The organism is Pseudomonas sp. ANT_J28 (genome assembly GCF_008370005.1).
GTDB classification, from domain to species: Bacteria; Pseudomonadota; Gammaproteobacteria; order Pseudomonadales; family Pseudomonadaceae; genus Aquipseudomonas; species Aquipseudomonas frigoris.
Window position 1 is genome coordinate 41730 of the sequence record NZ_VOBM01000049.1, and the last position, 6794, is coordinate 48523.

Sequence of the window (6794 nt, forward strand, 5' to 3'; positions counted from 1 at the left end):
GATAGTCGCCCCCGCAGTCTGGATTGCGAATACGCCATGACCTTGCAGTACCCAACCATCGCCGATTGCGTCGGCAACACTCCGCTGGTTCGTTTGCAGCGCCTGCCTGGCGCCACCAGCAATACCCTTTTGCTCAAGCTCGAAGGGAATAACCCGGCGGGTTCGGTCAAGGACCGTCCGGCGCTGTCGATGATCACCCGCGCTGAATTGCGCGGGCAGATCCACGTCGGCGATACGCTGATCGAAGCGACCTCGGGCAATACCGGGATCGCCCTGGCGATGGCCGCCGCGATCAAGGGTTACAAGATGATCCTGATCATGCCGGACAACTCCAGCGCCGAACGTAAAGCCGCCATGACGGCTTATGGCGCCGAGCTGATTCTGGTCACTCAGGAAGAGGGCATGGAAGGCGCTCGTGACCTCGCCCAGCGAATGGAAGCCGAAGGCCGCGGCAAGGTGCTGGATCAGTTCGCCAACGGCGACAACCCGCAAGCGCACTACACCACCACCGGCCCGGAAATCTGGCGTCAGACCGAAGGCACCATCACCCATTTCGTCAGCTCGATGGGCACCACCGGCACCATCATGGGCGTCTCGCGCTACTTGAAAGAGCAGAACGAGCGCGTGCAGATCATCGGTCTGCAACCGATGGAAGGCTCGGCGATTCCGGGCATCCGTCGCTGGCCGCAGGAATACCTGCCAAAGATCTACCAGGCCGAGCGCGTGGACCGGATCGTCGACATGGCGCAAAGCGAAGCCGAAGACGTGACCCGTCGTCTGGCCCGCGAAGAAGGCATCTTCTGCGGCGTGTCCTCGGGCGGCGCTGTGGCAGCCATGCTGCGTCTGTCCAAAGAAGTTGAAAACGCGGTGATCGTCGCGATCATCTGCGACCGTGGCGACCGTTACTTGTCGACCGGCATTTTCGACGCGCCCAACTGATGGCCAAGCAAGAGAGAGGCCTGCGCTTCCAGCCCACCGGCGGCAGCAAGGCCCCGCAAATTCCGACTGGCAAAAAGCAGCGCTTGAGTATTGAGCGCCTGGCTAATGACGGTCGCGGTATCGCGTTTTTTGAAGGTCGCACCTGGTTCGTCATCGGCGCATTGGCCGGTGAAGAAGTCGAAGCACGCGTGTTGGGTGCCCACGGCAAAGTGGTCGAGGCGCGCACCGAACGGGTGTTCCAGGCCAGCGAACTGCGCCGCCCGGCACCGTGTCCGCATGCTGGTCGCTGTGGCGGTTGCAGCGTGCAACATCTGCCGCACAACGAACAACTCGCCCTGAAACAGCGCATGCTCGCCGAGCAGTTGTCGAAGGTCGCCGGTGTCGAACCCGAAGAATGGGCCGCGCCGTTGAGCGGTCCGGAATTCGGTTACCGGCGTCGAGCCCGAGTGGCGGTGCGCTGGGACATGAAGGCGAAAAAACTCGAAGTCGGTTTCCGCGCCGCTGGCAGTCAGGACATCGTTGCGATCAACGAATGCACGGTGCTGGTACAGCCCTTGCAACCGATCATGACCCGCTTGCCGGAAATGCTTCGGCGCTTGAGCAAACCTCAGGCGCTGGGGCATGTGGAATTGTTCAGCGGTTCGTCGTTGGCGGTGTTGCTGCGGCACATGGCGCCGCTGTCCGACGCCGACATGACGATCCTCAAGGATTTTTGCGCCTTCCATGAAGCCCAACTGTGGCTGCACGGCGACGGGGAACCGCAACCAGTCGAGGCTGACCAGTCGTTGGGTTATCGGCTTGAACAGTGGGACTTGAACCTGGCCTATCGGCCGGGCGATTTCATCCAGGTCAACGCCGGGGTCAACGAAGCGATGATCGCCCAGGCGCTGGAGTGGCTGAAGCCGACGGCGGAGGAACGAGTTCTCGATCTATTCTGTGGTTTGGGTAACTTTGCGTTGCCGCTGGCCAAGGTCGTTCGCGAAGTGGTGGCGGTGGAAGGTGTGCAGGCGATGGTCGAGCGAGCGGCCGCGAACGCTGCTAGCAACAATCTTCATAATGCGAAGTTTTTTCAGGCCGATTTATCCCAGCCTTTGACCGATGCCGAATGGGCGCGCGAAGGCTTTTGTGCGGTACTCTTGGACCCACCGCGTGACGGTGCTTTCGAGGCAGTGCGCAAGCTTGCGTCCCTGGGCGCCAAACGGTTGGTGTATGTGTCGTGCAATCCGGCAACTCTGGCGCGCGATACGGTTGAATTGATCAAGCAGGGCTACCGGTTAAAACGTGCCGGGATTCTCGATATGTTTCCTCAGACGGCACATGTCGAGGCCATGGCGTTATTTGAAGCGAGCTAGGACGGCTCGTCTGGTCCGACTGGCCCGCCCGTGCAGCCGCGTACCGGCCCTGATGTGGGCGCACGGGCAACGAAGGTCAGCGATTTGACGCATTGAATCTGCGTCGTAGGGAAGGTAAGCAAGATGGTACAGGTGAGAGCACACCAGCCGATCAACACCGACGGCAGTATCAATCTCGAGGCTTGGCTCGATCACGCGGTCAGTGTCGATCCGGCACTGGATCGCGAAGCCTTGAAGGAAGCGTGCGAGTTTGCTCGTGCGTCTGAACAACAAGCCAATGCGGCGAAAAACCTGTGGTCCGAAGGGACCTCGAGTTTCCGCACGGGCCTTGAGATCGCCGAGATTCTCGCCGACCTCAAACTCGATCAGGATTCGTTGGTTGCCGCGATCCTGTATCGCGGCGTGCGCGAAGGCCAGATTGAGTTGCCGGCGGTCAGCCAGCGCTTCGGCCCGGTGGTCGCCAAACTCATCGACGGCGTGTTGCGCATGGCGGCGATCAGCGCCAGCCTCAGCCCCCGTCAATCCCTGGTGCTGGGCACGCAGGGCCAGGTCGAAAACCTGCGCAAGATGCTGGTCGCCATGGTCGACGACGTTCGCGTTGCACTGATCAAACTGGCCGAACGCACCTGCGCGATCCGTGCGGTGAAAACCGCCGACGACGAAAAACGCAACCGCGTCGCCCGTGAAGTCTTCGACATCTACGCGCCGCTCGCCCACCGTCTCGGTATCGGTCATATCAAGTGGGAGCTGGAGGACTTGTCCTTCCGTTACCTCGAGCCCGATCAGTACAAGCAGATCGCCAAGTTGCTTCATGAGCGGCGTCTGGATCGCGAGCGCTTCATCAGCGACGTGATGACTCAGCTGAAAAATGAATTGCAGGCCACCGGCGTCGATGCCGACATCAGCGGCCGTGCCAAACACATCTATTCGATCTGGCGCAAAATGCAGCGCAAGGGTCTGGAGTTCAGCCAGATCTACGACGTGCGCGCCGTTCGCGTGCTGGTGCCGGAAATGCGCGACTGCTACACCGCGCTCGGTATCGTCCACACCCTGTGGCGGCACATCCCGAAAGAATTCGACGACTACATCGCCAACCCGAAAGAGAACGGCTACCGCTCGCTGCACACCGCGGTGATCGGCCCCGAGGGCAAGGTGCTGGAAGTGCAGATCCGCACCCACGCCATGCACGAAGAAGCCGAGCTGGGCGTGTGCGCGCACTGGAAGTACAAGGGCACCGACGTCAAATCCGGCTCCAACCACTACGAAGAGAAAATCTCCTGGCTGCGTCAGGTCCTCGAGTGGCATGAAGAATTGGGCGACATCGGCGGCCTGGCTGAACAACTGCGGGTCGATATCGAACCGGACCGGGTCTACATTTTCACCCCGGACGGTCACGCCATCGACTTGCCGAAGGGCGCGACGCCGCTGGACTTCGCCTACCGCGTGCACACCGAAATCGGTCATAACTGCCGTGGTGCGAAGATCAACGGGCGCATCGTGCCGCTCAACTACAGCCTGCAAACCGGTGAACAGGTCGAGATCATCACCAGCAAGCACGGCACCCCGAGCCGCGACTGGCTGAACCCGAACCTGGGTTACATCACCACCTCGCGGGCACGGGCGAAGATCGTTCACTGGTTCAAATTGCAGGCGCGCGATCAGAACGTCGCGGCCGGTAAAACCCTGCTCGAACGTGAACTCAGTCGCCTCGGTTTGCCGGCGGTGGACTTCGACAAGCTGGCCGACAAGGCCAACATGAAGACCGCCGAGGACATGTACGCCGCGTTGGGCGCCGGCGATTTGCGCCTGGCGCAACTGGTGAACCTGGCGCAGCAACTGGTCGAGCCGGAGCGGGGCAACGAACAGCTGGAACTGATTCCGCGCAAGGCCACCGGTTACAAACCGGGCAAGCGCGGCGACATCCAGATCCAGGGCGTCGGCAACCTGATGACCCAGATGGCCGGCTGCTGCCAGCCGCTGCCGGGGGATGCGATCGTCGGTTACATCACCGTGGGCCGCGGCGTGAGCATTCACCGTCAGGACTGCGCCTCGGTGCTGCAACTGGGCGGGCGCGAGCCCGAGCGGATCATCCAGGTCAGTTGGGGGCCGGTGCCGGTGCTCACCTATCCGGTGGACATCATCATCCGCGCCTACGACCGGTCCGGTCTGCTGCGTGACGTTTCGCAAGTGCTGCTCAACGAGCGGATCAACGTGCTGGCGGTCAACACCCGCTCGAACAAAGAGGACAACACCGCGTTGATGTCCCTGACCATCGAGATTCCGGGGCTGGATGCACTGGGGCGGTTGCTGGGGCGGATTTCCCAGTTGCCGAACATCATCGAAACCCGTCGTAACCGGACGCCGTGAAACCGATGTACAGCCTTGAAGACTTGCTGCATCTGATGAGCCGTCTGCGCGACCCGCAGTTCGGCTGCCCGTGGGACATCAAGCAAACCTACGAAACCATCGTCCCGCACACCCTTGAGGAAGCCTACGAAGTCGCCGACGCCATCGAGCGCGGTGACTTCGATCATTTGCAGGGTGAGTTGGGCGATTTGTTGTTCCAGGTGGTTTATTACAGCCAGTTGGCCCGGGAAGAAGGGCGCTTCGAATTTGCCGGCGTCATCGACAGCATCACTCGCAAGCTGATCCGCCGTCATCCTCACGTGTTTCCCACTGGTGATTTGTACGCACCGCTGGATGTTCCGCGTCTGAATGAAGATCAGGTCAAGCAACGCTGGGAAGAGATCAAGGCTGAAGAACGGGCGGAGAAATCTTCGGCGCCCGAACAACTGTCCTTGCTCGACGACGTGCCGGCAGCACTGCCGGCATTGTCCCGTTCGGCGAAGCTGCAGAAGCGTGCAGGCCAGGTCGGGTTCGACTGGCCGGACGCCTTGCCGGTGCTGGACAAAGTGCGCGAAGAGCTCGATGAAGTGCTCGAAGCCATGGCCGACAATGACTCGGCAGCGATTGCCGATGAAGTCGGTGATTTGTTGTTTTCCGTGGTCAATCTGGCGCGCCATCTCAAGGTCGATCCCGAAACTGCACTGCGGGGCGCCAACAGCAAGTTCGAAAGACGCTTCCGTTTTATCGAACAGGCATTGCGCGACACCCACCGTCCCATAGAAGATTGCACCCTCGAAGAGTTGGACGCCTTGTGGGGCGAAGCCAAACGTCAGGAAAAGAATTTGCCCAGCTGCGGTTGAGCAGTTGCCTAAGTGAGTAATAAGCACCATGAGCATTTCCCTTCGCGACCAGTTGCTCAAAGCAGGGCTGGTCAACCAGAAGCAGGCCAAACAGGTCGGCAAAGAGAAGCAGAAACAGCAGCGTCTGGCCCACAAAGGTCAGATCGAACTCGATGACTCGCAGCAGCGGGCGGCTCAGGAAGCCATGGCCGAGAAGGTCAAGCGCGATCAGGAGCTGAACCGTCAGCAACAGGAGAAGGCCGAGGCCAAGGCTCGCGCCGCTCAGGTCAAACAGTTGATCGAAGTCTCGCGTCTGCCGAAGCTGACGACCGAGGACTACTACAACTTCGTTGACGACAAGAAGGTCAAGCGCATCTGCGTCAACACCCTGATGCGCAACAAGCTCAGCAGCGGTTCGCTGGCCATCGTGCACCATGCCGGCGGTTATGAAGTGATCCCGCGTGAGGCGGCCCTGAAGATCCAGGAGCGCGATCCACAGCGCATCGTGCAGCTGAATGTGAAGACCGAAGAAGTCATCGTCGAGGACGATCCGTACGCGGCCTATCAGATCCCGGACGATCTGATGTGGTAAGCCGTTAAAGGCTGCAACAACGACAAACCCCGCTCATGGCGGGGTTTGTCGTTTTCAATGCTGTCATTGCTTATGCGGATTGGAGTTCGCGTTGCTGCTCCAGTTTTTCCAGTTCGGCCTTGTAGCTGTGGGCATCTGTTTCGGAGTGGAACATCCCCACCAGCATGTCTTGTTGGTGCACGTCCCAGATCCGGATACCGGCGGCTACGCCTTCGTGGGACTTATGTGAATCGTCGCGTTCAGTTACTTTTACAGTCATCTGCTAGCTCCAATCTCTGTTATCTGCAGCAAGGCGTGTGCAGGACTCTGTTATATGTTTGGTTAGCCTGCTAAGTAAACGACTGACTTTGGTAACGGACTTTTGCGAGTTCGGTAAAAATCCTGCAGCCCGCCAAGCACGCGACACTCGGTCGCAGGGCGTTGAGTTTTATGACAAAAGCTTCATGTTCGCGAAGAACAAACCTGCAGGTTACGCACGAGCTTTGTAGCAGCTGGCGAAGCCTGCGTTCGGCTCGGGCCGCGTTCGGACGAAGCAGTCGTAAATCCTGCGTATGCGATTTACCTGACACGCCGAGGTGCTGAATTCACGACGACTTCGTCGCCGAACGCAGGCTTCGCCAGCTGCTATGTATGGACTCGCCCCCACTGTCTACCCGCTTTTGAAAAACCGCCGCCCCGTTGCATCTATGTATCAGGCCTATTCGAAGAAGCCGTCTTCGGCTTCTG

At 60.0% G+C, this 6794-nt stretch carries 6 protein-coding genes; 5 read left to right on the forward strand and 1 reads right to left on the reverse strand.

Annotated elements, in window-relative coordinates; genetic code table 11:
• Positions 1–36: 36 nt before the first annotated feature.
• From cysM to FQ187_RS26020, 5 genes are all read left to right on the forward strand, one after another.
• Positions 37–939, forward strand: coding sequence for a cysteine synthase CysM (gene cysM / locus FQ187_RS26000; RefSeq protein ID WP_149631665.1), 903 nt, complete (start codon positions 37–39; stop codon positions 937–939).
• On the forward strand, positions 939–2291 hold the full coding sequence (gene rlmD, locus FQ187_RS26005; protein ID WP_149631666.1) for a 23S rRNA (uracil(1939)-C(5))-methyltransferase RlmD: 1353 nt from the start codon (positions 939–941) through the stop codon (positions 2289–2291). The genes cysM and rlmD overlap by 1 nt, the downstream gene beginning before the upstream one ends.
• Before the next feature lie 123 nt (positions 2292–2414).
• Complete coding sequence (gene relA / locus FQ187_RS26010) at positions 2415–4658, forward strand: GTP diphosphokinase (protein ID WP_149631667.1); 2244 nt, start codon at positions 2415–2417, stop codon at positions 4656–4658.
• 5 nt (positions 4659–4663) lie between these two features.
• The gene (gene mazG / locus FQ187_RS26015; RefSeq protein ID WP_149631668.1) at positions 4664–5497 is read left to right on the forward strand and encodes a nucleoside triphosphate pyrophosphohydrolase; all 834 of its coding nucleotides are present in this window, start codon (positions 4664–4666) and stop codon (positions 5495–5497) included.
• 28 nt (positions 5498–5525) lie between these two features.
• Positions 5526–6068 (forward strand): DUF2058 domain-containing protein, encoded by a 543-nt coding sequence (locus FQ187_RS26020; RefSeq protein WP_149631669.1) that lies wholly within the window; start codon positions 5526–5528, stop codon positions 6066–6068.
• Between the two features lie 70 nt (positions 6069–6138).
• Here FQ187_RS26020 and FQ187_RS26025 read toward each other — a convergent pair whose 3' ends face one another.
• Positions 6139–6327 (reverse strand): hypothetical protein, encoded by a 189-nt coding sequence (locus FQ187_RS26025; protein WP_095132420.1) that lies wholly within the window; start codon positions 6325–6327, stop codon positions 6139–6141.
• Between the last annotated feature and the right edge of the window lie 467 nt (positions 6328–6794).

Bases quoted from the DNA above. Each gene is read 5' to 3' on its own strand.
- FQ187_RS26025 (WP_095132420.1), bottom strand. From the start codon at position 6,327: ATGACTGTAAAAGTAACTGAACGCGACGATTCACATAAGTCCCACGAA.
- relA (WP_149631667.1), top strand. From the start codon at position 2,415: ATGGTACAGGTGAGAGCACACCAGCCGATCAACACCGACGGCAGTATC.
- mazG (WP_149631668.1), top strand. From the start codon at position 4,664: ATGTACAGCCTTGAAGACTTGCTGCATCTGATGAGCCGTCTGCGCGAC.
- cysM (WP_149631665.1), top strand. From the start codon at position 37: ATGACCTTGCAGTACCCAACCATCGCCGATTGCGTCGGCAACACTCCG.
- rlmD (WP_149631666.1), top strand. From the start codon at position 939: ATGGCCAAGCAAGAGAGAGGCCTGCGCTTCCAGCCCACCGGCGGCAGC.
- FQ187_RS26020 (WP_149631669.1), top strand. From the start codon at position 5,526: ATGAGCATTTCCCTTCGCGACCAGTTGCTCAAAGCAGGGCTGGTCAAC.